The 25,756-nt window shown below is 56.1% G+C and carries 23 protein-coding genes; 9 read left to right on the forward strand and 14 right to left on the reverse strand.

Features of this window, described 5'->3' with window-relative positions:
• From Q7O77_RS01250 to pilM, 11 genes are all read right to left on the reverse strand, one after another.
• A partial coding sequence (locus Q7O77_RS01250) for an HAD family hydrolase (protein ID WP_304162662.1) occupies positions 1 to 367 on the reverse strand: 367 nt, incomplete at its 3' end.
• Entirely contained in the window at positions 360 to 1,037 is a 678-nt protein-coding gene (rpe, locus tag Q7O77_RS01255) for a ribulose-phosphate 3-epimerase (RefSeq protein WP_304162665.1), read from the reverse strand. The genes rpe and Q7O77_RS01250, both read right to left, overlap by 8 nt.
• A 108-nt stretch (positions 1,038 to 1,145) precedes the next feature.
• Complete coding sequence (gene dam / locus Q7O77_RS01260) at positions 1,146 to 1,976, reverse strand: adenine-specific DNA-methyltransferase (protein ID WP_085652607.1); 831 nt, start codon at positions 1,974 to 1,976, stop codon at positions 1,146 to 1,148.
• A gap of 77 nt (positions 1,977 to 2,053) precedes the next feature.
• Positions 2,054 to 3,061, reverse strand: a complete 1,008-nt coding sequence (locus Q7O77_RS01265; RefSeq protein WP_304162670.1) for an SPOR domain-containing protein — start codon at positions 3,059 to 3,061, stop codon at positions 2,054 to 2,056.
• Between the two features lie 127 nt (positions 3,062 to 3,188).
• Positions 3,189 to 4,274, reverse strand: coding sequence for a 3-dehydroquinate synthase (aroB, locus tag Q7O77_RS01270; RefSeq protein WP_304162673.1), 1,086 nt, complete (start codon positions 4,272 to 4,274; stop codon positions 3,189 to 3,191).
• A gap of 52 nt (positions 4,275 to 4,326) precedes the next feature.
• The gene (gene aroK / locus Q7O77_RS01275) at positions 4,327 to 4,848 is read right to left on the reverse strand and encodes a shikimate kinase AroK (RefSeq protein ID WP_026741304.1); all 522 of its coding nucleotides are present in this window, start codon (positions 4,846 to 4,848) and stop codon (positions 4,327 to 4,329) included.
• A 316-nt stretch (positions 4,849 to 5,164) separates the two neighbouring features.
• On the reverse strand, positions 5,165 to 6,451 hold the full coding sequence (gene hofQ, locus Q7O77_RS01280) for a DNA uptake porin HofQ (RefSeq protein WP_304162752.1): 1,287 nt from the start codon (positions 6,449 to 6,451) through the stop codon (positions 5,165 to 5,167).
• Positions 6,451 to 6,861 carry a HofP DNA utilization family protein gene (locus tag Q7O77_RS01285; RefSeq protein ID WP_304162676.1) on the reverse strand — a complete coding sequence of 137 codons (411 nt, stop codon included), beginning with the start codon at positions 6,859 to 6,861 and terminating at the stop codon, positions 6,451 to 6,453. Before Q7O77_RS01285 ends, hofQ begins: the two co-directional genes overlap by 1 nt.
• Complete coding sequence (locus tag Q7O77_RS01290; protein WP_304162679.1) at positions 6,861 to 7,154, reverse strand: hypothetical protein; 294 nt, start codon at positions 7,152 to 7,154, stop codon at positions 6,861 to 6,863. Before Q7O77_RS01290 ends, Q7O77_RS01285 begins: the two co-directional genes overlap by 1 nt.
• Before the next feature lie 248 nt (positions 7,155 to 7,402).
• Positions 7,403 to 7,978: a PilN domain-containing protein gene (locus Q7O77_RS01295; protein ID WP_304162682.1), complete on the reverse strand. Its 576-nt coding sequence runs from the start codon at positions 7,976 to 7,978 to the stop codon at positions 7,403 to 7,405.
• Positions 7,978 to 8,838 carry a type IV pilus biogenesis protein PilM gene (pilM, locus tag Q7O77_RS01300; RefSeq protein WP_304162685.1) on the reverse strand — a complete coding sequence of 287 codons (861 nt, stop codon included), beginning with the start codon at positions 8,836 to 8,838 and terminating at the stop codon, positions 7,978 to 7,980. Before pilM ends, Q7O77_RS01295 begins: the two co-directional genes overlap by 1 nt.
• Before the next feature lie 114 nt (positions 8,839 to 8,952).
• Between pilM and mrcA the strand changes: the two genes are divergently transcribed.
• Positions 8,953 to 11,511: a peptidoglycan glycosyltransferase/peptidoglycan DD-transpeptidase MrcA gene (gene mrcA / locus Q7O77_RS01305; protein WP_304162687.1), complete on the forward strand. Its 2,559-nt coding sequence runs from the start codon at positions 8,953 to 8,955 to the stop codon at positions 11,509 to 11,511.
• A gap of 56 nt (positions 11,512 to 11,567) precedes the next feature.
• Here mrcA and nudE read toward each other — a convergent pair whose 3' ends face one another.
• The gene (gene nudE / locus Q7O77_RS01310; protein ID WP_085652615.1) at positions 11,568 to 12,131 is read right to left on the reverse strand and encodes an ADP compounds hydrolase NudE; all 564 of its coding nucleotides are present in this window, start codon (positions 12,129 to 12,131) and stop codon (positions 11,568 to 11,570) included.
• A 388-nt stretch (positions 12,132 to 12,519) separates the two neighbouring features.
• On the opposite strand from nudE, the gene Q7O77_RS01315 reads away from it, so the two are divergent.
• From Q7O77_RS01315 to pckA, 5 genes are all read left to right on the forward strand, one after another.
• On the forward strand, positions 12,520 to 14,661 hold the full coding sequence (locus Q7O77_RS01315; RefSeq protein ID WP_304162692.1) for an intracellular growth attenuator family protein: 2,142 nt from the start codon (positions 12,520 to 12,522) through the stop codon (positions 14,659 to 14,661).
• Positions 14,662 to 14,752: 91 nt separating this feature from the next.
• Complete coding sequence (yrfG, locus tag Q7O77_RS01320; RefSeq protein ID WP_304162695.1) at positions 14,753 to 15,439, forward strand: GMP/IMP nucleotidase; 687 nt, start codon at positions 14,753 to 14,755, stop codon at positions 15,437 to 15,439.
• Between the two features lie 9 nt (positions 15,440 to 15,448).
• Positions 15,449 to 15,862, forward strand: coding sequence for a ribosome-associated heat shock protein Hsp15 (hslR, locus tag Q7O77_RS01325; RefSeq protein WP_085652618.1), 414 nt, complete (start codon positions 15,449 to 15,451; stop codon positions 15,860 to 15,862).
• A gap of 25 nt (positions 15,863 to 15,887) precedes the next feature.
• Positions 15,888 to 16,760: an Hsp33 family molecular chaperone HslO gene (hslO, locus tag Q7O77_RS01330; protein ID WP_085652621.1), complete on the forward strand. Its 873-nt coding sequence runs from the start codon at positions 15,888 to 15,890 to the stop codon at positions 16,758 to 16,760.
• Positions 16,761 to 16,960: 200 nt separating this feature from the next.
• The gene (gene pckA, locus Q7O77_RS01335) at positions 16,961 to 18,580 is read left to right on the forward strand and encodes a phosphoenolpyruvate carboxykinase (ATP) (protein WP_304162699.1); all 1,620 of its coding nucleotides are present in this window, start codon (positions 16,961 to 16,963) and stop codon (positions 18,578 to 18,580) included.
• A 313-nt stretch (positions 18,581 to 18,893) separates the two neighbouring features.
• Here pckA and envZ read toward each other — a convergent pair whose 3' ends face one another.
• Together envZ and ompR are read right to left on the reverse strand one after the other, a co-directional pair.
• Entirely contained in the window at positions 18,894 to 20,267 is a 1,374-nt protein-coding gene (envZ, locus tag Q7O77_RS01340; RefSeq protein WP_304162703.1) for a two-component system sensor histidine kinase EnvZ, read from the reverse strand.
• Positions 20,264 to 20,983 (reverse strand): two-component system response regulator OmpR, encoded by a 720-nt coding sequence (gene ompR / locus Q7O77_RS01345; protein ID WP_026744242.1) that lies wholly within the window; start codon positions 20,981 to 20,983, stop codon positions 20,264 to 20,266. Before ompR ends, envZ begins: the two co-directional genes overlap by 4 nt.
• 249 nt (positions 20,984 to 21,232) lie before the next feature.
• On the opposite strand from ompR, the gene greB reads away from it, so the two are divergent.
• From greB to poxB, 3 genes are all read left to right on the forward strand, one after another.
• The gene (greB, locus tag Q7O77_RS01350; protein WP_026741292.1) at positions 21,233 to 21,715 is read left to right on the forward strand and encodes a transcription elongation factor GreB; all 483 of its coding nucleotides are present in this window, start codon (positions 21,233 to 21,235) and stop codon (positions 21,713 to 21,715) included.
• A gap of 358 nt (positions 21,716 to 22,073) precedes the next feature.
• Positions 22,074 to 23,816, forward strand: a complete 1,743-nt coding sequence (locus tag Q7O77_RS01355) for a lysophospholipid acyltransferase family protein (protein WP_304162728.1) — start codon at positions 22,074 to 22,076, stop codon at positions 23,814 to 23,816.
• A gap of 217 nt (positions 23,817 to 24,033) precedes the next feature.
• Positions 24,034 to 25,755, forward strand: a complete 1,722-nt coding sequence (poxB, locus tag Q7O77_RS01360; RefSeq protein WP_304162731.1) for a ubiquinone-dependent pyruvate dehydrogenase — start codon at positions 24,034 to 24,036, stop codon at positions 25,753 to 25,755.
• Position 25,756: the final 1 nt, after the last annotated feature.

Here is a 25,756-nt window from a genome sequence, read left to right on the forward strand (position 1 = left end):
AAGGGGTCGGTTTATTCGTTACCAGAGCCATAGGTACGTTGCGAGCGGCCAGCGCTTGCAGCGTGTCTTTGACCCCGGGATACAGCTGGCTGCCAGCATCAACCGTTTCTGCGTAAGCGATGTCAAACTGTTTGCGCGCGGACTGCATCCGCTCAGGCGAAGGGTCAATATTGGCCCAGCGTAGCGCTCGTTCGATGACTTTGTCGGCGCCGTTGCCGATCCAGGTCGTCAGTAAGGCTTCGCCCGGCTCAGGCAGCCCTTGAGACCGCATCGCGCTGTCCAGCGCCTGAGACAAGCCCGGCGCGCTGTTAACCAGCGTGCCGTCCAGGTCGAAAGCCAGCCCGCGCACGGCGTTGTATTCAGCCATGGGACACCTTCGACAATGCCTGACGCATGCTCTCGATCACCGCCTGATAGTCAGGCTGATTGAAAATCGCCGACCCCGCCACAAACATATCCGCGCCGGCGGTGGCGATCTCACCGATGTTGTCGACTTTGACGCCGCCGTCGACTTCCAGACGAATGTCGTATCCGCTGTCATCGATGAGCTTACGCACCTGACGCAGTTTGGTGAGCGTAGAGGGAATGAACGATTGGCCGCCGAAGCCGGGGTTGACCGACATCAGCAGAATGATGTCCAGCTTATCCATGACGTAATCCAGACAACTCAATGGCGTCGCCGGGTTCAGCACCAGTCCTGCGCCGCAACCGTGATCTTTAATCAGCTGCAGCGATCGGTCGACGTGCTCTGAGGCTTCTGGATGAAAGGTGATGTAACTGGCGCCAGCTTCGGCAAAGTCCGGGATCAGGCGATCAACCGGCTTAACCATCAGATGTACGTCAATCGGGGCGGTAATGCCGTAATTTCGCAGCGCCTTGAGCACCATCGGTCCCATCGTCAGGTTGGGAACATAATGATTATCCATGACGTCGAAGTGGACGACATCGGCGCCCGCCGCCAGCGCTTTTGCGGTGTCCTCTCCCAGCCGGGCAAAGTCAGCCGACAATATAGACGGGGCGATTAAAAACGGTTTCATTCGCTTCTCCAAACCATCAAGTCTGCATATTGCTGCCGAAGCCACTTCGGGTTTAAAAGGACTCGTACAGCCTCTGTTTTAGCGATAGCGCGGGGCTTTTCAGCCTGCTTACCCTAACTCGACGCCGCGGTACAATGCCAGCAGTTCGTTCACCTTACTGCGGCCCGCAATGTTGCGGCTAATCGTCCGCCGGGCCTTGACCACGTACAGCGATGAGGCCGACTGATACCACTCGCGCGTCAGCTCCGTATCGTGATTGGAAATCAATACCGGTATTTGGCTTTCCGCCGAGAGCTGCTGTGCCAGCAGCGCCAAATCGCGCTGATCGTCGTGATTAAAATTATTGGTGTGGTACGCCGTGAAATTCGCGGTGGCGGACAGCGGCGCATAAGGTGGATCGCAATACACCACGGAGCCCTGCTTCGCCTTGGTCAGCGTATCCCGATAGTGCTCGCAGACGAACGTGGCGTTTTGAGCCTTTTGCGCAAACCAGCGCAGTTCGTCTTCAGGAAAATAGGGTTTCTTATAACGCCCGAACGGCACGTTAAATTCGCCGCTCATGTTATACCGGCATAATCCGTTGTAACAGTGGCGGTTGAGATAGAGGAACAGTAACGCGCGTCGGTAAGCGTTGTCGCAAGCATTAAATTCGCTGCGCAACAGATAGAAAATGTCCGAGGTATTCATTTCTTGCGTGAATAACTCGCGGGCATCGCGGATGAAATGTTCAGTGTTGGTTTTAACGATATCGTACAGATTGATGAGATCGCTGTTGATATCGGCCAGGATGTAGTTGTCGTAGTCGGTATTGAGAAACACCGAGCCGGCACCCACAAAGGGTTCGATTAAGCAATCTCCCGCTGGTAGATATCGGCGAATCTCTTCTACCAGCGGATACTTACCACCAGCCCATTTTAAGAAAGCGCGGTTTTTCTTCATGCCGTCGTTAGTTACTCATACTTTTCAGAGCCGCGGATTGTACTCTGTTTCAGACAGCACATCAGGGCTAATTGGTGTTACTTGCTCAAGTCCTGCTTCACCTGACGGATCGGCTTAACCCATGGTTTCTTGGCCTGAACATCGGCTGGCAGTGATGCAACGGCTCGTTTGGCTTCATCTGAAGAGGCGTAAACGCCGCTCACAAGCACATACCAGGGTTTACCATCTCGTTGAGTCTGATAGACCCAATAATTCGTCAGTCGTTGCGATTTGGCATAGGCCTGCAGCGAGCTTTCGCGAGACGCACCGCTCAGTTGAAGCGTAAAGTGGCTGGCCGGTGCGTTTTTAATCGAACCATTAGCCTGAGCGCCGCCAGCAGGTAAAACTGACTTTCCTGATGGTGCTGGCGTGATGGCTGTCGTCGGCGCGTTGGACACGCTGCTGTTTTTAGCGGGAGCCTTGTGCGACGAGCCAGTGGCGTCTGTATGACGCGGTTTCTCTGTGCCGGGGCGGAGAGCCGTCGTCGTCTCACGCGGAGGGCGAGCTTTGCTGCCAGGTGATACTGAGGCCGGCGAAGTCGGCAACGTCACGTCTGTTTGTACCAAGGCATTTAACTGCTGCTGTTGCTGCGGCTGAGAGAGCGTATCCATCATGTTGCCCGGCAGCTCAATACGCTGCTGGTTCTTGTCCTGAGCGGGCAACGGCGCCTGAGTCGGCGCTTCGGCCACCGGAGGCGCACTCAAAGACTGTGGCTCACCAGCCTGTGTCTGGCCCGGAAGCGACGTCTGTGGTGCAGCAGGCGCGGTTGCATCAGCCGGTGAAGCCGAAGGCGATGAAAGCGCAATATTCTTCGAACCGCCGCCAGACGCCGCGGGCGGCGTCGCATCTTTACTCGGCGACTGAAGCGCAGCCCCGACGGCGACAATCAGCAATACCAGCACGATAATGCCGATGCCAATCATGACATGCTGTTTGGATAGCGCCACGCTGGGCAGGGTCAATCCCTGCTTTCTCTTCTGCTGGCGCTGTGGCCGACGATCGCTGGTATCCGGCTTCAGCTCGTCTTCCGGATTGAACTCACCCATCTATACCCCTCCAACTGAACGGCAGCTGCTCGTGGTGATGCAACCGCCGCGAATAGCTATATCATCAGGTATCATAGTACAAATAAAAACCATCGCCCCTACAGGGAGACTTATCACTAAGTCTATGTCAGGAAAGGCAATCAGCAATGGAAGCCAGAACCACATCATGGGTGACGCCGCTGCGTATCTCGGCCTGACCAATAGCTGTCGGCAATATCAGACGCAGCTCACCACCCAATACTTTTTTGTCGCGCATCATGTGCGGCAGATAAGACTCAGGGGTCATAGAAGCTGGCCCCGTAATCGGCAGCCCGGCTCGCGTCAACAGGGCTTTGATGCGATCAACGTCTGCCGAGTCCAGCAGGCCGAGGCGACGTGCAGCCTGTGCGGCCATGACCGTCCCCACCGCCACGGCTTCGCCATGCAGCCAGTTGCCGTAACCCATTTCAGCTTCAATCGCATGGCCGTAAGTGTGGCCTAAATTCAGCAAGGCGCGCAGGCCGTTTTCACGTTCATCGGCCGCGACGACTTCAGCCTTGAGTTCACAGCAACGTCGAATACAGTAAGCCACCGAGGCGTTATCTAGAGCGCGCACTGCGTCGATATGAGTTTCCAGCCAGGCAAAAAAGTCGCTGTCGAATACGATGCCGTATTTGATGACTTCGGCCAGACCAGAGGAAAGTTCGTTGGCGGGCAGCGTTTTCAGACAGTCGATATCTATCACGACGGATGCCGGTTGATAGAAAGCGCCAATCATGTTTTTGCCTAAAGGATGATTCACCGCGGTTTTACCACCGACGGATGAATCGACCTGAGCCAAGAGAGAGGTAGGAACCTGAATGAAGCGAACGCCGCGCTGATAGCAGGCCGCCGCGAAACCGGTTAAATCACCGATAACGCCGCCGCCCAGCGCCACCAACGTGGTGTCCCTGCCATGGGGTTTCTCCAATAGCGCGGAGAAGACCTGATCAAGCACCGTCAGAGATTTGTACTTCTCTCCGTCGGGAAGAATCACTTGATCAACCCGCCCCCCTGCGTCTTCCAAGACGGTCCGCACAGCGTCCAGATAGAGCGGCGCCAATGTGTCATTGGTCACCAACATAACCTGTTCGCCCGCTTTTAACGGCAAAAAAGAGTCTGCGTTGCTGAATAATCCAGCGGCTATCGTAATGGGATAACTGCGTTCCCCGAGAGTGACGATAATTCTTTCCATGCGCGTTCCATGACCTGTCGGAAGCCCGTAGAGTGCAGGCGGCTATACAAAATCAGTTGTTTTCCAGCATGCTGATGATCTGGTTGGCAACTACCTTGGCGCTTTGTTCATCGGTGCGAATCGTAATGTCTGCGATTTCTTCGTACAGTGGATTACGTTCTCTCGCTAACGCTTCCAGTACTTCGCGCGGAGGGGCCTCAACCTGCAACAACGGGCGCTTTTTATCGCGCTGCGTGCGGGCTAACTGCTTCTCGATGGTGGTTTCCAGATACACGACAACGCCTCGCGCAGAAAGGCGATTGCGGGTTTCGCGTGTTTTCACCGAACCGCCGCCGGTTGCTAGCACGATCCCTTGTTTCTCCGTCAATTCATTAATGACTTTCTCTTCGCGCTCGCGGAAGCCTTCTTCGCCTTCCACATCAAATACCCAGCCCACATCAGCCCCGGTACGTCGCTCAATTTCTTGATCGGAGTCGAAGAACTCCATGTTGAGTTGCTGAGCTAACTGACGGCCAATAGTGCTTTTGCCGGCACCCATAGGCCCAACCAGAAAGATATTGCGTTTCTCTGCCATTTTTTTGGTATTACTAAGAAATTCGTTAATGATAACCCGCCCCGCCATGTAACCTGCGGCGGAACCTAAACTGAAACCTCATGAGCGATAGTGCGAGAATCAGACAAAAAATTATCTCAATACTCAGGGTAGTTTGGCAACCTAATAAAATTTCACATTATCCAAATAAGGATGATGTAAGTTATCGACATCGCCGATGGAACGACACTTCAGTACTCAATTCGCTAATCCTTGTATGCTAAAACCGCCGCATCGTCAAACGGTGAACGGAATTATTGATAAATTGCATAGTTTTCCTTCGTCACAACCGATAACGCTATAAATCGCTCCGTGGCGCGTCGTGAATAAGCGTTGGCGTGATGAAGATCACCAGCTCGCGCCGCGTATTTTGCTGACTGCGGTTTTTAAATAAGCCGCCCACGACCGGTAAGTTACCCAGACCGGGTACTCGATTTTCAGCCTGATTTTTCTGCTGCTGAAAAATACCACCTAATACAATTGTTTCACCGTCGGTGACCGTTACCTGCGTTTGGATCTCCTGCTTATCAATCGCCAGTATCTCTCCTTCGCCCTGTTTTATGGCTCTTCCCGGCATGTTTTGGCTGATGAGCAGATTCAGGCTGATCCGGTTTTGAGGTAGTACGCGCGGCGTCACTTCCATGCCTAGTACCGCTTCTTTAAACTCTATCGACGTCGAACCGCTCGCGCCGCTCGACACCTGATAAGGGATCTCGGTCCCCTGCTTGATGCTGGCCGTCTGGCGATGAGCGGTAAACAGCCGCGGACTGGCGATAATCTCCACCGCGTTTTCCTGTTCCAGCGCCTGCAACTCCAGATCTAGCAGTCGGCCGTCAAGCCGGGCGAGATGAAAGCCCGCTTTAATGGCGGGCGTCGTTACCGGCAGATCGATCGCAAAACGATTCACGCCAGGGGCTTTACCCGCGTCCACGCGTTCACCCAACCCCCAGTTCACCCCCAACGACTCCAGCTGTTCGCTGCCTATCGTCACGATATGAGCCGTCAGTTGCACCTGTGCCAGCGGTTTGTCCATTTCAAGAATCCAGGACTGAATCTCCGTGATCGCCGCCGCTTCATCCCTTATCAGTAATGTGTTGGTGCGTTTATCCGCCGCGACTCGCCCCCGTTCACTCAACAACGTGCCGCGCTGCCCCTGCAAACTGGCGGCGACGTCGCTCGCCTCCGCATAGTGCAGCATGAAAGACGCACTCTTCAGGGGTTCCGCGCGCTGAGATGCTTGCTCTGCCGGCGGCATGTCCGACAGGTTTCCACGGGGATAGACCATCAGTACATCGCCTTCCCGCTCCACCGTCAGACCGGCCATTTTCAGCGTGATATCCATCGCCTGCTGCCAGGGAACATTATCCAACTGAAGGCTGATATTTCCCTCCACGCCCGGCGCAACGACAAGATTCAATCGCTGATGCTCCGCCAGCGCCTGCAACACGCGCGAGACCGGAACATCGTCGAAAGCCAGCGAGACGGGGAGCGCATCCTGCGCCAGGACAGGTTGATTAACGCAGAGACACGCCAGCAGAACACCGCGAACCATCGCTATTCGCATTCGTAAAACCCGGCAATACATCATGGCACAACTCCTTGTGACCAGTCGGAAAACGGCGAAGACAGTGGAATTTCCGAAACAGGGCAATCGCCCTGCAAAGGAGACAGCCGCAGCATGCCATGCGCATGATCCAGTTGCGCCACGATGCCGTCAGTAGGCGGTACAGTCTCGTCATACTTCACCCTCAGCCACACATTTCCCGCCTGTTTGACCCACCCTACCCAGCGAGAGGTATCACCAACCAGTCCTTGCAGCCGCCACTGCGCCGTGGATGCGGGCATAACGCAGTGCGCTGTCTGCGGCTGAAACGGATCCCTCTCATCCTCCGACGTCAGCGCAGCAGGCACTGCGTCCCCCGAAATCAACGTTAGCGACAGGCAAGCGAGCGCGACGTACGTTTTTCCGTTGAAAAAGCCTGAGTCCCTTGCCATTACGGTCCTCGCTTTTCAGGCGAGGGAGGATGCAGTAGTAGTTCGGTACGAATGCCCTCCTCCGTACGCCTCATCACCAGTCGGTCGATGCGGGGAACAACGTTGGAAGCGTTGAGCCGGGTAATAAACCGTCTTATGCCCACATAGTCAGCATTAAAGACCAGCAGCCATCGGTTTTCCTCGCTGTCACCACCGTCAGGAGAGTGCGGGGACCAGGAGATGAGCTGTCCGCCGGACTCATGTAACGCTTCAGTGGGTAATCCAATGCCAGACTGCCAACGATGATTCTCCAACGGCCGTGCCGCTGAACGGGATGGCAAAGCGACCGGAGCTGGCAACCCCGCCAGCCTTTTCTGCCACTGTACGACCGACTCCTGCTCTCTTTGCCGCTATTCCTGCAATAACGCCGTTTGCTGACGTAATCCGCTGTTCACCGTGCCCCAAAACACCAGCGAAAGCGCCGCGACCAGCCCGCATTGTGTCGTTAACAGCGTGCGCATTGGAGTACTGAACCACCGACAAACGAAGGGAGAGACATGCCTCATTTTTCCTTTCTCCCAACAGGCGTCACACCATGGGTACTCTCTGTTTTCCCCAACTGCAGCGTAAATTCCAGCAATGCCGCGTCAGTCGAATGTCGACGGGTTTGTCGAAGTACGGGACCAGCAGCCAGCGGTTGACCGGCCAGACGTCTGGAGAAATCGACAATCGCCTGATAGTGATGGCTGACACCTGACAGCAGCAGACCGTGTTCGCTATCGCTGATTTCCGTTAGCCATAGCGCCTCCGGCATCAGCCGGGGCAGGTGTTTTAAGAGCTCCTGGTAGCGCCGATTGTGGCGTTGCCCCTGTTCACTCAACGTCTGCTGGACCTGTTCCGCCGCCTGTTGCTGAGTGTTCTCAAGAACGCGTTGATACTGCGCCTCATGGACTAGTCTGGCCGATTGCAATTGAGCAATGCGCTGCGCCAGCATGGCATGCTGCCGTTGAGAGGTCAGGTAGTCTCCCGCGATGACAAACGCCGCTATCGCAAGCTGCGCCGTCAACAGCAGGCTCCACAGGCGCATACGCCGAATTAGCTGCCGACGGCGCCAGGGAAGCAGATTGACCATTGGCATCAGTCATCCCCCGGACGCAGCGCCAATCCGGCCGCGATCGCAAACGTCGACGGCTCCGTCGGCAACGGCGGTTGCTGATAGCTGAATGCCGCCAGCGGCGACCACGGGATCAGGCGTTCCGCGTCACCGATATCCGTATTCGGAACCGACGAACTCAGGTAAACCGGATAATGCGCAGAGGCCGGAAAACGCTCGTCTATCTCGCGGATATAATCGAATAGCGTGGCATGCTCGCCCGAGTCTTGCGATGTGAACGTACCGAAGTCTAGCGGTTGTCCGACTGGCGAGATCCACAGCCAGCTGTCCTCGAAGCGGTGCAACAGCGGCGCATGGGGAGAAATCCCAACCTGTCTGGCCACACAGCGAAGGGCGCAGGGACTGATATCCACTACGTCGGCATACAGCCCGGCACGGGCGAGACAGGACAACCATGCTGTTAGCGCGGTCTTCCTCGCAGCCGTCACCAGTACTGTATCGGGAGTGTGCGGGTCGTCTCGATAGTCGAGCGCCAACGCATCCCGACTCACCGGAAGCGTGCGCGACGCCATCTTTTCGATATATCCGCTACGTTCCGGCTCACGCAATCGGGGATCGGGCGCCGCCATTCGCTGTTGAAATATCAGCGCAGGCGGCAGTGCGATGCGCAAAGAAATGAAGCGCGGCAATTCCCGCCGCCATTGATGAAGCACCTCACAAAGTGAGTCTGGATCATGTAGACTACCGGCGCGTAACGTATCGCCCGGCAACGGTAATTGCCACCAGTGGCGCAGTTGCCAGCCATCACGGCGACGTTGCACCGCCAGAGCGCGCACGACGCCATTTTGTATATCCAATCCAACCCGCCAGATGTGGTAAGCCATGTTCGATCTCCTTATCGTCAGCTAAAAGAACGTGTTCTCATTGCTGGCTTACCTTTATACTTAGCGCCCGATTGCTTATAAACTATTCAACCGCTACTGAATGGAAAATCTCAGGTGAAGCTCGTAAAGTATTTATTCATCCTTGCAGTAACTTGCATTCTGCTGGGAGCCGCCTCGCTCTATGGCCTTTATCGCTATATTGAGCCTCAGTTACCCGATGTCGCGACGCTCAAAGACGTCCGTTTGCAAACCCCGATGCAGGTCTACAGCGCCGACGGCGAGCTCATCGCTCAGTTCGGCGAAAAACGCCGTATTCCATTGCAACTGTCCCAGATCCCGCCCGAGCTGGTGCATGCTTTTATCGCGACGGAAGACAGCCGCTTCTATGAACATCACGGTATCGACCCGCAGGGCATCCTGCGTGCGGCATCGATTGCGATGATGTCAGGCCATGCGTCTCAGGGCGCGAGTACCATCACTCAGCAGCTGGCGCGTAACTTCTTCTTGAGCCCGGAGCGCACCCTGTTGCGTAAGGTTAAGGAAGTTTTTCTCGCCATCCGCATTGAGCAGATGATGACGAAGGATGAAATCCTCGAGCTCTATCTCAACAAGATCTATCTGGGATATCGCGCGTACGGCGTCGGCGCGGCGGCGCAGGTCTACTTTGGCCGAACGGTGGATCAGCTTACGCTGGGTGAAATGGCGATGATCGCCGGTCTGCCCAAAGCGCCATCGACCTTCAACCCGCTCTACTCATATGACCGCGCGCTTGCCCGCCGCAACGTAGTGTTATCGCGTATGCTGGATGAAAACTACATCACGCGAGCTCAGTACGATCAGGCAAGAAGTGAGAAATTGGAGGCCGACTACCACGCGCCTGAAATCGCTTTCTCCGCGCCATATATGGCGGAAATGGTACGTCAGGAAATGGTGAAACGTTATGGCGACGGCGCCTACAACGACGGCTACAAGGTCTACACCACCATCACCCGGAAACTCCAGCAGGCCGCGGATGACGCCGTACGCAACAATGTGATCGACTACGATATGCGCCACGGTTACCGCGGAGCGGACCAGGAGCTGTGGAAAGTCGGTATGCCGGCCTGGCCCGAAAAGAAAATCATTGAAGCCCTGAAGAAACTGCCGGTCTACGGACCACTGCAGCCAGCGGTGGTCACGGCCTCTGCCGCCGATCAGGCCACCGCAACACTCTCCTCTGGCGAAAAAGTCGTTCTGCCGCTGGAAAGCGTACGCTGGGCGCGTCCGTTTAAAACCGACTATCTGCAAGGCGCCATTCCGCGACGCGTGACCGATGTCCTGCAGGCGGGCCAGCAGATCTGGGTGCGTAAAGTCGACAACGTCTGGTGGCTGGCTCAGGTGCCTGACGTCAATTCCGCGATGGTGTCTTTAGACCCGAATAACGGCGCCGTTCTGGCGTTAGTGGGTGGCTTCGACTTCAACCAGAGCAAGTTCAACCGCGCCACTCAGGCTTTGCGCCAGATCGGGTCGAACATTAAACCGTTCCTCTACACGGCGGCGATGGACAAAGGGCTGACGCTCGCCACCCTGCTGAACGACGCCCCAATTACCCGCTGGGATCCGGGTGCCGGTTCCGACTGGAGTCCGAAAAACTCCCCGCCGCAGTATGATGGCCCAATCCGACTTCGTCAGGGTTTGGGACAGTCCAAAAACGTCGTGATGGTACGCGCGATGCGCGCGATGGGCGTGGACTATGCGGCCGACTATCTGGAGCGCTTTGGTTTCCCGCAGCAGAACATCGTTCACACCGAGTCGCTGGCGCTGGGGGCGGCTGCGTTTACGCCGTTGCAGATGGTTCGCGGTTATTCGGTCATGACGAACGGCGGCTATTTGGTCGACCCGTATTTTATCAGCAAGATCGTCGATGATTTCGGTAATACGCTGTTCGCCGCGGCACCGAAAATCGTTTGCGACAGCTGTAATTTGCCGGTCATTTACGGTGAAACTCAACGTTCCGTCGAACTCTCTCCAGACTCAATGGAAAATGTCGCCACGTCTCAGGAGCATTCGCAGCCGAACGCCGCGCCGCAACCCGATCCGATTACGCCGCCGGAAGCAGCGCGACAGGCCAATCAGCCGTATGCGCCGCACGTCATCAGCACGCCGCTGGCCTTCCTTATCAAGGACGCCATGAACAGTAATGTCTTCGGCGAACCGGGCTGGATGGGAACCGGCTGGCGCGCAGGGAAAGTGCTGCAACGCCATGATATCGGTGGGAAAACGGGGACGACCAACAACTCCAAGGATGCCTGGTTCTCCGGCTATGGACCGAATATTGTGACGTCCATCTGGATTGGCTTCGACGATCATCGTCGCGATCTGGGGCGCTCAACTCTTTCAGGTGCGATCCGCGATCAAATTTCCGGATACGAAGGGGGCGCCAAGAGCGCTCAACCAGCCTGGGATAGCTTCATGAAAGTCGCACTGAGCGGCGTACCGGAGCAGAAGATGACCCCACCACCGGGCATTACCACCGTCACAATCGACCGCAGCACGGGCATGCTGTCCGACGGGGGCGGCAATAGCCGTCAGGAATACTTTATCGACGGGACGCAGCCGACAGAACACGCGACCCATGATTCCGGTACGACGTTGTACGACGCCGGTAGCGGTCAATCCGAAGAGTTATTCTAACTACGTAACAGGCAGGTGCGCTGAACCCAGCGCGCCTGCTGCCTATCGAAATGGGGCTATTTCTGAGAGGACGGCGAGAAAAGGTGGGCGTGCGCCAGAAACAGTGCGCTGACATTACGCGCCTCACGGAAATCCGGCTCCTGTAACAGTGACATCATCTGCGCCTGCGGCCAACGTACCGGGATCAACGGCTCCGGCTCATCGCCCTGTAAGCGCTGCGGATAAAGCCCACGGGCAATGACGATATTCATTTGGCTGGAAAAATAGGACGGGGCCAGCGTCAACGTCGCCAGCAGTTCGAAGTGCTCCGCACCAAACCCGACTTCTTCCTTCAATTCGCGGTCAGCCGCTTCATATACCGTCTCTCCCGCATCGATCAGCCCTTTGGGAAAGCCCAGCTCATACTGCTCAATCCCCACCGCATATTCGCGGATCAGCAGCAAATCATCGCCAATCATCGGCACAATCATCACCGCTTCCCGGCCGGAAGGGCGCATCCGCTCATACACGCGGCGCTCGCCGTTACTGAACTCCAGATCCACCGATTCGACATTAAACAGACGCGAGCGGGCTACGGTTTCAACCCCGAGAATTTTGGGTTTTTGCAGGTTATTATCCATAGAAGCCCCGGTTACAGAGGAAATTAGCTGTCGCTGACCGCACAGTTGGAAAAATACTGGTACGCTTCACAGCATGATCGGTACGGGCATTTTGCGGCAATTGCGTTGTTGCCTGCAACTTTACCATACCAAAACAACAAGATTGCAACACCTTGAACACATAAGCTTTACTCATGTAAACCAGAGAGGCGCCTGGATGAAAAAAAAATAGGATTATCCTCATTTTTGTTCATGTCTGGCCTTGTTAGCATCCAAGGATCAAGACAAGAATGTATAAATTCAGTTAGCAAAGGCAGCCAGCAAAGCTAGATGGGATAACATAGCCTATGTATCTTTGTTAGTATCCGAAAAAAACAGAGGAAACCTGACGCTGTTGGATGGTAATGATATGAGTACAATACTCATCATATTGTCTGTATTGTTAGCCTGTCTGATTGCGGTAGGGGGTTTCATTGGCTATCGCATGTATCGTCGTTTTCTTTTTGCCAAACGCCTGCCCGTCGTCTCTGGACATCGCCAGCTGACCTCAACGGAACGCAAGGCTGTAGAACATTATTTGGTGTCGAAAGATGCTGACAATACGCTGCCGCTTACTGCGTCGGCGTCTTCCCCGCGTCTGACACGTTCTCTGCTCAGCAACCGCGTTTACCCCATCACGCACAGCATTACTCGCTATGGGCTCAGCACTGACGCGCCAAATAAATGGCGATACTTCATTGATACGCAAGAAGTTCACCTGCCTCCCAGTTGGGAACAGTACATCACGCAAAATAACGAGATCGAGCTAATCACCACGCGTTCTATGCCGCTGGTTATTTCTCTCAACGGACACTCGATCACGGAATACATCAACAACCACGATTCCTCGAACAACCGCGAACTGCCGATTGGCAACGCGTCAATCCTCCCGGAAGAAAACGAACATACCGAACTGCTTTCCGTGCGCAAAGAAACGCGGGAAGAGTACGCCACGCATCGTTCTCGCGGCCTTAAAGACGCCGCCGTGCTGTGTTGCGCCTTTTTTCTGTTGGTCTTCAGCCTCAACAGCCCGCTGGCGGTGCTGCCGTGGCTGGCGGGCACCGCCTGTCTGCTGGCCGCATGGGGCTGCTGGCAGCTATTTCGTTCCCCCCGAGAAAAAGAGCTGCAGGACGTCCACTGTCTGAACGGTACGCCGCAGTGTCTGGGGCTTTTTGGCGAATCTAACCAAAGCCGTCTAGGCAATATCTCTCTCGGCAACATCGATCTGATTTATCCCCCACACTGGCAACCCTACATCGGCCACGATTTGGGGAAAAAGACCGATGTGGACATCTATCAAAACCGGCAGGTCGTACGGCAGGGAAAATATCTGTCGCTGCACAATGAAGTCAAAAAGTTTCCCTTGCAGAAACGCGGCAAGAATCTGGTGCTGGCCTGCGGCGCGCTGTGCAGCCTGCTGCTGTTGAGTTACGTGCCGCTCGATCTCCCGCTCAAGCTTAGCCTCGCCTGGATTAAGGGCGCGAACAACATCAAGGTCACACAGGTCGATGAACTGGAACGGATGCCGCTCCATGTCGGCGATACATTGCAGGTACACGGCACCGGCATGTGTTACGTCCCCCCCGTAGATCATGGCCCCATGCCTCCCAGCACATCGGCTTTCCAGCCCTTCGACTGTTCCGCCATCTACTGGAATAAAGCCGACCCGCTACCGCTGCCTGAATCCGACATCATCGAAAAAACTATCGCCTTGCGCGCCACGGTTAACGACCAGCTGCATCCTTCGACGAATGGCGACGGAGCCAGCTCACCGTTAGCCAGCGCGATCCAGAAGTCCGGCATGATTCTGTTGAATGACTTTTCCGACATCGTGCTGAAAACCGAAGACTTGTGCGAAAAGGAAGAGGATTGTACGCGTCTTAAAAACGCGCTGATTAATCTCGGCAACGTGAAAAGCTGGAACGTGCTGGTCAGACGCGCCAGCTCCGGCGCGCTGAAAGGCACCAGCGTCATCCTGCGCCCCGTGAGTGCCGAAACGCTGGATACGTTGGTCAACAACGCCACGGACTATTTTTATTTGCAGGAGCTTCGCAACGCCACCAATACGTTGAACAGCCCGCCGCCAGCGGGGTTCCTCATCCGTAGCGATGAAGGCAACCAGTTCGTCACCCATCCAGAACCCATGACGCCGTTGCCGGAGTATCGACCGGCGGAACAGTGGCAGGAACTGCAGCGCCTGTCCGCGATGTTGCTGCACACATCATTCGAAGCCAGCGGCGTCATCACCGCCATTTCTCTGGATGCTAACGGCACTCGCCATATTTCGCTTCATAGCGAACCCGATGCGGTCACGCTGTGGCGCTACCTCGGTAGCTGCATTCTGCTTCTGCTGTTTACGAGCGTGTTCATCATCAACGTCGTACAGCTGGTCATGAAGCATCGCCGGAGCAAACAGCGCATTGCCGACATCCAACAGTACTACGCCAGATATCTGGCGCCGGAGACCTCCGCGACGCCTGCGTTACACGGCAGCGCTTCTCGTCCGTCGTGAAATCATTCGCCTTAAACCGGTATACTGACGGACAAATCCCCTCAGCCTGACGGCCGCCTCCGGCGGCAATGGCCTCTTTGCCGGAGTGATAATGATTTCCGAACTTGATTGGAATGAGATAGATACCGTGCTGTTGGACATGGATGGCACCTTGCTTGACCTCGCTTTCGACAGCTACTTTTGGCTGCAGCTGGTGCCGCAAACGCTCAGCGAAAGGCGCGGCATCTCTCTGGAAGAAGCAAAATCGCAGATGGCTCACGAATACCAGTCCGTCCAGCATACGCTTAACTGGTACTGCTTCGACTACTGGAGCCAACAGCTGGATCTGGATATACGTCAGATGACGCGAGACATCGCTTCACGCGCACGGCTTCGGGACGATACCGCGCCTTTTCTCCGTGCATTGAGAGACAGTGGTCACCATACGGTTTTGCTGACGAACGCCCATCCGCACAGCCTGTCGGTTAAAATTGAACGTACGGGGCTCGATCAGCACCTTGATTTATTACTTTCCACCCATACTTATGGCTTTCCGAAAGAAGATCAGCGTTTATGGCAGGCGGTGCAGGCTCAGATCGGATTCGACCCTGCGCGGACCTTGTTTGTGGATGATAGCGAACCCATTCTGGACGCGGCCAAGACGTTCGGGATCGGCTACTGTCTGGGCGTCAGCAACCCGGACTCCAGTCTGCCCGAGGATAAAACGTTCCACCGCCATCCAGCGACCAACGATTACCGGACGCTGATCCCCGCCTTCACAGGCGCCACCGGTTTTTGAGGAGCACATATGAGCAAAGCCAGCCAGCATGAAGACACCAGCGCGGTCCGGCTGGACAAGTGGCTGTGGGCGGCACGGATTTACAAAACCCGCGCCGTCGCCCGCGATATGGTTGAAGGCGGCAAGGTTCACTATAACGGTCAGCGCAGCAAGCCCAGCAAACTGGTCGAGCTGAATGCCGAACTCAAACTACGTCAGGGCAACGACGAACGCACCATCGTGATTCTGGAGATCTGCGCACAGCGCCGGTCCGCACCTCAGGCGCAGGCGATGTATCAGGAAACCGAGGTCAGTATCGAAAAACGGGAAAACATGGCGCAGGCAAGAAAAATGAACGCGCTGTCCATGCCCCACCCCGACCGTCGCCCAGATAAAAAAGAGCGCCGGGATTTGATTAAATTTAAATACAGCGATGCGGAATAATCCGCCGTCGCCGCGAGAAAATATTATGTCCACACACGATCAATTACACCGTTACCTGTTCGAAAGCCACGCCGTACGTGGTGAACTGGTCACGGTCAGCGACACGCTCCAGCAGGTCCTGGAGAATCACGACTACCCGGCTCCCGTGCAAACGCTGCTCGGCGAACTGCTGGTCGCCACCAGCCTGCTGACCGCGACGCTGAAATTCAATGGCGACATTACGGTTCAGCTACAGGGCGATGGGCCGCTGAAGCTGGCCGTCATCAACGGCAACCATGCTCAGCAGATGCGCGGCGTAGCTCGCCTGCAGGGCGATATCGCGCCTGAAAGCTCGCTGCACGATATGATCGGCAACGGCTATCTGGTGATCACCATCACCCCGACCGAAGGTGAGCGCTATCAGGGCGTTGTCGGGCTTGAAGGCGACACGCTGGCAGCCTGCCTGGAAAACTACTTCCTGCAGTCAGAACAGCTGCCGACGCGCCTGTTTATCCGTACCGGCGAGCACGACGGTAAACCGTGCGCCGCCGGTATGCTGCTACAGGTGCTGCCAGCTCAGGAAGGCAGCCGGGACGACTTCGACCATCTCTCTCAGCTGACGACGACGGTAAAAGGCGAGGAGCTGTTCTCTCTGCCCGCGAATGAGGTGCTGTACCGCCTGTATCATCAGGAAGAAGTGACGGTATACGAGCCGCAGCCGGTCAGTTTCCATTGCCACTGCTCGCGCGAGCGCTGTGAGAATGCTTTGCTGACGCTGTCGGAAAGTGAAGTGGACGATATTCTGGCGCAGGACGGCAACATCGACATGCATTGCGATTACTGCGGAAGCCATTACCTCTTCAATGCGGCCGACATCGACCACATTCGTCAGTCCGCCTCACGCACCAATCTGCACTAATCCCACCGCTTCAAAGGGCGCCTGAAAGCGCCCTTTCTTTTCAATCTGTGCTCGATATCACATTTTCATTACTTTTGCGTCACAAGAATAAGCAAAGTTATTAAAGAATTTATTTAATTTTATGATAGTTCTCGTAGTTAAAATAAGCTCTGGCCCTACACTATTAGGCAGTAGGACAATACCCATTGAGGAGTAGCCACATGGAGATTAACGGCCAGATGTCACAGGCGCTTTCCGCTTACGGCATTCACGATATCCGCGAACTCGTCTATAACCCGAGCTACGATTTACTGTTTGAAGAAGAAACATCCCCTACATTAGAAGGTTACGAACGCGGCATCGAAACTGAGCTAGGTGCGGTCGCCGTCAACACCGGTATTTTCACCGGTCGTTCACCGAAAGATAAATATATCGTCCGTGACGATGTGACCCGCGATACCGTCTGGTGGGCCGATCAGGGCACCGGCAAGAATGACAACCATCCGCTCAGCCAGGACGTCTGGCAACAGTTGAAGCAACTGGTCGGCGAGCAACTCTCCGGGAAACGCCTTTTTGTCGTCGATGCCTACTGCGGCGCTAACCCTGACAGCCGGCTGAAAGTCCGTTTCATCACCGAAGTCGCCTGGCAGGCGCACTTCGTGAAAAACATGTTTATCCGTCCCAGCGAAGAAGAGCTGCGCGACTTCGTCCCCGACTTCACCGTGCTGAACGGCGCCAAGTGCACCAATCCGCACTGGCAGGAGCAAGGGCTGAACTCGGAGAACTTCGTCGCCTTTAACCTCACCGAAGGCATTCAGCTAATCGGGGGAACATGGTACGGCGGCGAAATGAAGAAGGGACTGTTCGCCATCATGAACTACCTGCTGCCGCTGAAAGGCATCGCCTCCATGCACTGCTCCGCCAACGTCGGCGAAGCGGGCGACGTGGCGGTCTTTTTCGGCCTCTCCGGTACGGGTAAAACCACGCTATCCACCGATCCTAACCGCCAGCTGATCGGCGATGACGAACACGGCTGGGACGACGACGGCGTCTTCAACTTCGAAGGCGGCTGCTACGCCAAAACCATCAGACTCTCGCAGGAAGCCGAGCCGGATATCTACGGCGCCATCAAGCGTGACGCGCTGCTGGAAAACGTGACCGTGCGCGCAGACGGCAGCATCGACTTCGACGATGGGTCGAAAACCGAAAACACCCGGGTGTCCTACCCGATCGATCACATTCTGAATATCGTCAAACCGGTTTCCAAAGCGGGTCATGCCACCAAGGTGATTTTCCTGACCGCGGACGCGTTCGGCGTGCTGCCGCCGGTGTCTCGCCTGACGTCCGATCAGACGCAATACCACTTCCTGTCCGGATTCACCGCCAAACTGGCTGGAACAGAGCGCGGCATTACAGAGCCAACGCCGACATTCTCCGCCTGCTTCGGCGCCGCCTTCCTCACGCTGCATCCCACGCAGTATGCCGAAGTGCTGGTGAAACGGATGCAGGCCTCCGGCGCGCAGGCTTATCTGGTGAATACCGGTTGGAACGGCACCGGCAAACGCATTTCCATCAAGGATACGCGGGGTATTATCGCCGCCATTCTGAATGGCAGCATCGAAGAGGCGGAAACGAAAACGCTGCCTATCTTCAATCTGTCGATCCCAACCGCGCTGGCCGGTGTGGACCCGTCGATTCTGGATCCGCGCGATACGTATGAAAGCGCCGCGCAGTGGGAAGCGAATGCCGAAGATCTGGCTCAGAGGTTTATCGCCAACTTCGATAAATACACCGATACCCCAGCAGGTGCCGCACTGGTCGCCGCCGGTCCGAAGATCTGATACGCCATAAGCTAAACCATCACAAATGCCTGCAACCGCAGGCATTTTTTTTGCTCAACGGACGGCAAGACGTCGCGTATCACCCGCCCGAAAGCAGGCAAGAGTCAGCTTCGCTATGGTTTATCGTTTTCGGGATGGTGTTTGCAAAAGAAAAGTAGATGCCAGGAGATAACGCTTGCGGTTATCGCGTTCTCGAGGTCAAGAAAGCCCTAACGATAATGAAAGGATAAATCGGGAAGCGAACCTAACGATGCGAAATCCGCTTGAAGTATCGCCGGTCGGGAAACCGGCGATAAAGGGAAAAGCCTGCACTTTACGCGCTGGGGAGATTATCCGACGCGGCGGTGGGTTCCAGCGCCGTTCTGGCGTAGGTCAGCGGCAGATAGACTCTGACCAGCAGTCCCCCCCGTTCGCTACTGCCCACTTCCAGCGAACCATGATGCGCATCAATGATACGCTGCACGATGGCCAGCCCCAGACCGGTGCCGCTGGTGCTGCGCGCGCTATCGCCGCGGACAAACGGCTGAAACAGGTGTTTGAGATCTTCGGGGGCGATGCCCTCGCCATCATCCTCCACCTGGAACCAGGCACGCTGAAGTTCGCTGCCGCTACTGACACGAATCCAGCCGTTACCGTAGCGCGTCGCGTTGACCACCAGATTCAGCGCCGCGCGCTTGATAGACAGCGGGCTGGCATTAACCATCAGTTCGCCATCCCAAAACTCGCTGTCGATCTCACGTTCATAACCGCTTTCCGAAGCAACCACCTCACCCAAAATACTGTTGAGGTCGGCGATCTCCATCTGCATTTCCTGACCGGTACGCAGATAGTCGATGAACTGTTCGATGATGGCGTTGCACTCTTCGATATCCTTATTGATCGACTCCGCCAGATATTCATCTTCTTTGTCCATCATCTCCGTCGCCAGACGAATACGGGTGAGCGGCGTTCGCAAATCGTGACTAACGCCCGCCATCAGCAAGGTACGGTCGTCCGCAAGAAGCTTGACGCCTGCCGCCATCTGGTTGAACGCACGGGTCACCGATCGCACTTCGGACGCGCCATACTCCCGCAACGGCGGCGGAATAATCCCTTTCCCGACCTGCAGCGCGGCGTGTTCCAGTTCCACCAACGGTCGGTTCTGCACCCGGATAAACAGCCAGGCGCCGCCGATCACCAACAGCATAATCGCCAGGGTATAACGGAAGAGCGGCGAGAAATCGCCCTGATGAATTTCGGTCAGCGGCACGCGCACCCAGATGTCGGGAGACAGCCAGGTTTTCAGCCACACGACCGGGGTATTTTTACTGACTTCGACACGCACTTCCGTCGGGCCGCCCAGCTGCTGCGCCATCTGCTGGCTCAGAAACTGATAGTGCTGCGCCCAGCGCAATCCGCTCTCTTCCGCGGCGGCATTGGTGTACAGCGAAATGCCCAGCTCCCGGTAGATCTCACGCCGAAAGGCCGGCGGCACTTCCAGCGTAGAACCGTCTTCCAGCTGCAGCTTGTCGGTCATCAGCATCCTGACCTCATAGGCCAGTACCTTGTTGAACTGCTGCAAACTCGGCAGGATCGCGAAGTTCAGCACCACAAGATAGGTGGTCACCAGGCTGACGAACAGCAAGGTGACAATCAGCAACAGCGTACGGGCGAAGGAGCTACGCGGAGAGAAGCGCCAGCGTCTCATGCCTTACTGCCGTCCGGGACGAAGACGTAGCCCAGACCCCAAACGGTCTGAATATAACGCGGGTGCGCCGGATCTTCCTCGACCATGCGGCGCAGACGTGAGATCTGTACGTCGATGGAGCGCTCCATCGCGCTGTATTCACGACCACGGGCCAGATTCATCAGCTTATCGCGAGACAGAGGCTCACGCGGATGGCTGACCAGCGCTTTTAGTACGGCAAACTCACCGCTGGTCAGCGGCATCGGCTCGTCGTCGCGGAACATTTCGCGCGTCCCCAGGTTCAGTTTGAATTTGCCGAAAGCGACAATCGCTTCTTCCTGAGACGGCGCGCCCGGCAGTTCGTTAGCCTGACGACGCAACACTGCACGAATACGGGCTAGCAGCTCACGCGGGTTGAACGGTTTCGGAATATAGTCGTCCGCGCCGATTTCCAGCCCAACGATACGATCCACCTCTTCCCCTTTCGCGGTCACCATGATGATCGGCATCGGGTTGCTCTGACTACGCAGGCGGCGGCAAATAGACAGGCCGTCTTCGCCCGGCAGCATCAGGTCCAGCACCATGAGGTGGAAGGACTCACGCGTCAGCAGACGATCCATCTGTTCCGCGTTGGCGACGCTGCGGACCTGAAACCCTTGTTCCGTCAGATAACGTTCCAATAACGCACGCAGACGCATATCGTCATCAACGACCAGAATTTTGTAATTCTCTTGCATTTTATGCTCCAAAGACGGGATGAACGCCTATGTTGATATTGTTCAAAACTTGTTAAACACTGGACAATCTTTTCTGGTATATATTCTAATCATAATTGTTACAAACCATATAAAAATACGTTGTAATCAAACATTTCCTTTGTCCATATTCGAAGATAATGACATATAGACAACATGAATTCCGTTATCGTTGATAGACGATTCGTCGTAACACCGAGATTTAATAACATAGATTTTTAACCGAGACGTATGAAAACCGATCTTATTACCCGTGAAGGATATGAGTCCCTGCATCAGGAGCTCAATTACCTGTGGAAAGAGCGCCGACCGGAAATCACAGAAAAAGTCGCCTGGGCCGCCAGTCTGGGCGACCGTAGCGAAAACGCCGACTACCAGTACAACAAACGTCTACTGCGTGAGATCGACCGACGCGTCCGCTACCTGCGCAAACGCCTGCAAGTGGTGCGAGTGGTGGATTACTCGCCGCAGCAGGACGGCAAGGTCTTTTTCGGCGCGTGGGTCGAGGTAGAAAACGAGGACGGCGACGTGAAGCTGTTCCGCATTGTCGGTCCGGACGAAATCTACGGCCGCAAGGACTACATCTCTATCGATGCGCCGATGGCGCGGGCGCTGCTGAAAAAAAGCGTCGACGAAGAGGCGGACGTCCCAACGCCAACAGGGAGAAAAACCTGGTACATCAATAAAATCGCCTACGGTACGACAGCCCCATAGCGCCATAATCACGCGTCCGCTTGCCACATTTTCTGGTCGGGCGGATGCGTAAAAATACATCGTTATCGCCAACGATAAACACCTGAACGCTTAATTCCCCGCCGCGCGTCTCACGTCAGGAAATAATCTTATCCCCGCGTAAAAACGTTATTTTTTCAACCCCGTCGACACCTGCTATTTACGCTGACAGCGAAATAAAACGCGCAATATTGCGGCGCTGAATAGCGTTATTTTTTCGGCAATGGAAGCACGCCCGACGCGCCGCAGAAAAAGCAATATCACCGGTTTAATCTAGTCTGAAATATATGTGTCATTTTTATCACTTACCGTGACTCTTGTTGATCATGGAGATCTGAATATGTTCAGCTTAGACACCTTATTGCAGGATCTGGCTCCGCATAGACACACGCCAACCTGGCAACGCACGGTATTACGAACGCTGTTATTTGAGCAGGAAATGCAGCAGTTCGCCCAACGCAATCCCCACCTGCGGGGGCTCGATCTGGTTGAAGAAGTACTGGACTATTTCGACCTTAACTGTGAAATGGTCGAAGGCGATTTGGAAAACATCCCCAGCCACGGTCCGGTGGTTCTGGTGGCGAATCATCCCATCGGCTCACTGGACGGACTCGCCCTGCTGCGCCACGTCGCCAGCGTGAGACCGGATGTCCGTATCGTCGCCAGCCAGCTGCTTTCCTACGTAGAACCGCTGAAGTCGCTGTTCTTCTCCGTCGACAACTTCAGTAACCGCACCAACCGCCAGCAAATCGCCAACATCCAAAATCATCTCAATCAGGATGGCGCCGTCATTCTATTCCCCGCGGGAGAAGTATCGCGCATCAGTTTGCATGGCATTCGCGACGGCCACTGGCACAGCGGATTTGTCCGGATGGCGGCCAAAGCGCGCGCGCCGATCGTTCCGATTCACATCAAGGGCCGCAACAGCGGACTGTTTTACCTTTCATCCCTGATTTATCGCCCGTTATCCACGCTGCTGCTGGTAAGAGAGATGTTTCATCAGCGCGGCAATAAATTAAGTCTGCGCATCGGCCCGCAAATCCCTTACGCGACCTGGAGTCAGGGTGAGTGGCAGGCCAACGATATGGCGGCTCGCTTCCGTCGCCATGTCTACCGCTTAGGTCAGGGCAAGCCGGGCTGCTTCGCCGGAGAGAAGCCAATCGCGCTGCCGGAAGACCGCTCGCGGCTGAAACAGGCTCTGGCCGAATGCGACGTGCTGGGCACCACCCCGGACGGTAAAACGATTTATCTCTATCAGCGCAAAGACGAAGACTATTCGCCGATTCTGCGCGAACTGGGACGTCTGCGCGAAATCGCGTTCCGCGCCGTCGGCGAGGGCTGCGGGCTGAGACGCGATCTGGACCACTTCGACGACCACTATCTCCATTTGGTGCTTTGGGACGAAGAGAAGCTGGATATCGTGGGGGCCTACCGTTTCACCACCACCGCCCACCGGGATCCGCAACAGCTGTACAGCCACAGCCTGTTTCAGTACGGCAGCGAAATGGAGACGATACTGGCCAACGGCATTGAGCTGGGACGCAGCTTCATTCAGCCCAAGTATTGGGGCAAGCGCGGACTGGAATATCTGTGGCTGGGCATCGGCGCCTATGTGGCGCGCTATCCGCAGTACCGTTATCTGTTCGGCCCGGTATCGCTCTCCGGCACGCTGCCCATTGCCGCCCGGGATCTGCTGGTGGCGTTCTATCGGCTGTATTTCCCGCCGCGTCAGCCGCTGGCTCGCTCCCGACGCCCTTATCCGGCATCGTTGCCGGATGTGCTGAAGCAGTTCGAGGGGAACGACTACCAGCAAGATCTCACGCGCCTGAAGAGTATGCTTAACAACCTCGGCTGCGCGATCCCCACGCTTTACAAGCAGTATTCCGAACTCAGTGAAACCGGCGGCGTACAGTTCATCGATTTCGGTATCGACCCGGACTTCAACAACTGTATCGACGGACTGGTGCTGGTAGACCTACAGCAGCTCAAGCCCTCTCGTTACCAACGCTATATCGCGCCGTTCGCGGCGGATCCCGCGCCCCACAACGCGCCAGAAAGCGATAAAGCCGACGCCCTCGGCTAATCAAGACAACGCCGGACGGAAGGGATCGATACCCTTTCCGTCCCGTTTCTTTCGGCCGCTTCCCGCGCTTTCCCCCCACGCCCGGCTTACGCTCACAACATCAGTTCACAATTTTCACCGCCCCAGCGCGCCCGTGCGGCGCGTTATTCAGCTACGCTTTTTGTACAGAAACTCACCATCAAAGAGATGCCCACGTCGTCGTAAGGAGCGAAAGCCTATGAAGCAAACCGTTGCCGATTTCGTAGCAAAAACGCTGGAAAGCGCCGGAGTAAAACGAATTTGGGGAGTCACCGGAGATTCATTGAACGGACTTAGCGACAGCCTGAACCGCATGGGCACCCTCGAATGGATGCCGACCCGTCACGAAGAGGTCGCCGCTTTCGCCGCTGGCGCCGAAGCGCAATTGACCGGAGAGCTGGCCGTCTGCGCAGGCTCCTGTGGTCCCGGTAATCTTCATCTGATTAACGGACTGTTCGACTGCCACCGAAACCACGTCCCGGTGCTCGCCATCGCGGCGCACATTCCTTCCAGCGAGATCGGCAGCAACTATTTTCAGGAAACGCACCCGCAGGAGCTGTTCCGCGAGTGCAGCCACTACTGCGAACTGATTTCCAATCCTGAACAGCTTCCGCAAGTTCTGGCGATCGCCATGCGCAAAGCGATCCTCAATCGTGGGGTGTCAGTGATTGTGCTGCCCGGCGACGTCGCCCTGAAACCTGCGCCCGAAGGCGCATCGACGGACTGGTATCCTATTCCGGCGCCGCGCGTGCTGCCGGAGGACAGCGAGCTGTACAAGCTGGCCGAACTGTTGAACGAATCCAAAAACATCACCCTGATGTGCGGCAACGGCTGCGCGGATGCGCACGATGACGTCGTGCAATTGGCCGCCACGCTACAAGCGCCAGTCGTCCACGCGCTGCGGGGCAAAGAGCACATCGAGTACGACAATCCTTACAGCGTTGGCATGACCGGGCTCATCGGCTTTTCATCCGGCTACCACGCGATGATGAACGCCGACACGGTGTTGCTGCTGGGAACCCAATTCCCCTACCGCGCGTTCTATCCGACCGACGCCAACATTATCCAGATCGACATCAATCCCGGCAGCATCGGCTCCCACTGCCATGTGGATATGGCGCTGCAGGGCGACATCAAATCGACCCTAACGGCACTACTGCCGCGGCTGGATCAGAAAGACGACCGCCACTTCCTTGATAAAGCGCTGAAACACTACGCCGAGGCGCGTAAGGGGCTGGACGATCTGGCGACGCCGAACGATAAACAGAACATTCATCCCCAGTATCTCGCCCAGCAAATCAGCCACTATGCCAGCGAAGACGCCATCTTCACCTGCGACGTCGGCACACCGACCGTTTGGGCGGCGCGTTACCTGAAGATGAACGGCAAACGCCGTCTCATCGGTTCGTTCAGCCACGGTTCAATGGCCAGCGCGATGCCCCAGGCGCTGGGCGCGCAGTCGGTCGATATTAACCGGCAGGTGGTCTCATTCAGCGGCGACGGCGGATTTACCATGCTGATGGGCGATTTTCTGTCTGTCGCGCAGCTCAAGCTGCCGGTGAAAATCGTGGTGTTCAATAACAGCGTGCTGGGATTCGTGGCGATGGAGATGAAGGCCGGCGGCTACCTGACGGACGGCACCGAGCTGCACAATCCCAACTTCGCGGATATTGCCAACGCCTGCGGCATCAAGGGCATCCGTGTGGAGAAAGCCTCCGAGCTGAACGCCGCGCTGGAAGAGACCTTCGCCCACGACGGCCCGGTGCTGCTGGATGTCGTCACCGCCACGGACGAACTGGTGATGCCGCCGGAAATCAAACTGGAACAGGCCAAGGGCTTTAGCCTGTACATGCTGCGCGCCATCATCAACGGCCGCGGTGACGAGGTGCTCGATCTGGCGAAAACCAACTGGCTGCGCTAGC

The organism is Lonsdalea britannica (genome assembly GCF_946477055.1).
In the GTDB taxonomy this organism is placed as follows: Bacteria; Pseudomonadota; Gammaproteobacteria; order Enterobacterales; family Enterobacteriaceae; genus Lonsdalea; species Lonsdalea britannica_A.